Source organism: Mesorhizobium sp. M2C.T.Ca.TU.002.02.1.1 (assembly GCF_003997225.1).
Map to the genome: position 1 here is coordinate 1 of NZ_RZTO01001064.1, position 1742 is coordinate 1742.

A 1742-nucleotide genomic window follows, 5' to 3' on the forward strand; every position below is an offset into this window, starting at 1 on the left:
CCATCAGTTCCAGCGCCCGGACCCCGAGCGTCGGGTCGGTGACGTTCTGGCTGGCGACGGCGCCAACGCCCGCCTGCGCATAGGCGCAACGCGCCGCGACCGCGGGAGACGACGAGGACACCGCCACGCCGAACATGCCAGTGCGCCTGCAGCGCGCAACGATGGAGAAGGTCATGGCGCGTTAGTCCGGAATGACGGCGGTGCCGTCGATCTCGACCAGCCAATCCGGCCGCGCCAGGGCCGACACGACCAGGCCGGTCGAAACCGGGTGAACGCCTTTGATATACTCGCCCATCGTCCGGTAGACGGCTTCGCGATGGCGCACGTCGGTGATGTAGACCACCACCTTCACCAGATGCTCCATCGTGCCGCCGCACTCTTCGATGAGCTGCCTGATGTTTTGCATGACCTTATGGGTCTGCTCGACCGGATCGTGGCTGCCGATGTTCTTGGCGGTGTCGAGGTCCTGCGGGCACTGTCCCCGCAGATAGACGGTGCGGCCGCCGCGCGTCACGACCGCGTGGCAGAGATCATTGTCGAGCTTCTGCTCGGGATAGGTGTCCTTGGTGTTGAATTTGCGAATTCGCGTATGCGCCATCTTGGTCTCCATGAGGGGTCGGGCTCGCAGCTTTGGTCAGGCGTCCACGGGCTCGCGCGTCGCGGCGGCGTGGTAGGCGAGATATTTGCGCTGCGTCGAAATGCGGTCGGTCACATGCTTGGCATCGTGCCAGACGCCCCAGATGAAGCTCGACCCCCTGCGCGACTGCCAGGGCAGCCCCAGGAAATAGATCCCCGGCTCGACCGAGACGCCGCGCTGGTGCCTTGGCCGGCCCTTCTCGTCGAAGGCGTCGACCTTCAGCCAGCTGTAGTCGACGGCAAAGCCTGTCGCCCAGATGATCGTCGCAATCCCGGCCTCGGTCAGATCGAGCTCGAGGATCGGATTGGTCACGCAGTCAGGGTCCGGGCCGATTTTGCGAAGGGCGGGCTCTTCTGGAAGGTCGAGGCCGTTGCGCGCGACATAGGCGTCGGCCTCGTCCAGCAACGACATCAGATTGGCGTCGCCGCGAGCGATGTTTTTCGCAAGATCGGGCGCGAAACTCATCACGCCGTCCTGATACGTCTTGGTCATGCCGACCAACGTCAGCCCCTGCGCGGCCAGGCGACGGAAATCAATCGTCTCGCCGCCGCGCGCGCCGCTGACCGCGATCGTGACATGTTCCGTGCCTGGTCCCGGCGTTTCGAGGTCCCATTTGCCGAGAACGCCCAGCCACCAGCAGAAGTCGCGCCCGCGATAAGAGCGCGGCGGCCGGTCATGCGGGCCGACCGACAGATAGACGCGCCTGCCTGAGCGCTGCAACTCGTCGGCAATCTGCACGCCCGAGGATCCCGCGCCGACCACCAGCACGGCGCCCTTAGGCAGTTGCGCGGGATTGCGGTAGGCGCTTGAGTGGATTTGCGGGATGCCGGCATCGGCGGGAACGAGAGGCGGGATGACGGGAACCTGGAAAGGTCCGGTCGCGGCCACCACGCTGTTGGCCTCGACCACCCCATCCGACGTCTCGACGCGGAATCCCGGACGGCCGACATTCCTCTGCACGAGCTTGACCTCGACGCCGCAGCGGATCGGCGCATTGATCTGCTTTGCGTAGGCGACGAAATAGTCGGCGACCTCCTCCTTCGAAGGAAAGCCGTCGGGGCCTGTCACGGGAAACTCCATACCGGGAAACCGGTCATGCCAGGCC

The 1742-nt window shown here is 65.4% G+C and carries 3 protein-coding genes; all 3 read right to left on the bottom strand.

Going from position 1 to position 1742, the window contains the following annotated elements; genetic code table 11:
- On the bottom strand, positions 1-175 hold a 175-nt coding region (locus EOD07_RS33335; protein ID WP_127238250.1), incomplete at its 3' end, for a DUF1028 domain-containing protein.
- Between the two features lie 6 nt (positions 176-181).
- Positions 182-598: a RidA family protein gene (locus EOD07_RS33340; protein WP_127238251.1), complete on the bottom strand. Its 417-nt coding sequence runs from the start codon at positions 596-598 to the stop codon at positions 182-184.
- Positions 599-634: 36 nt separating this feature from the next.
- Positions 635-1742, bottom strand: a 1108-nt coding sequence (locus EOD07_RS33345; protein ID WP_127238252.1) for an NAD(P)/FAD-dependent oxidoreductase, incomplete at its 5' end; no start/stop codon positions are given.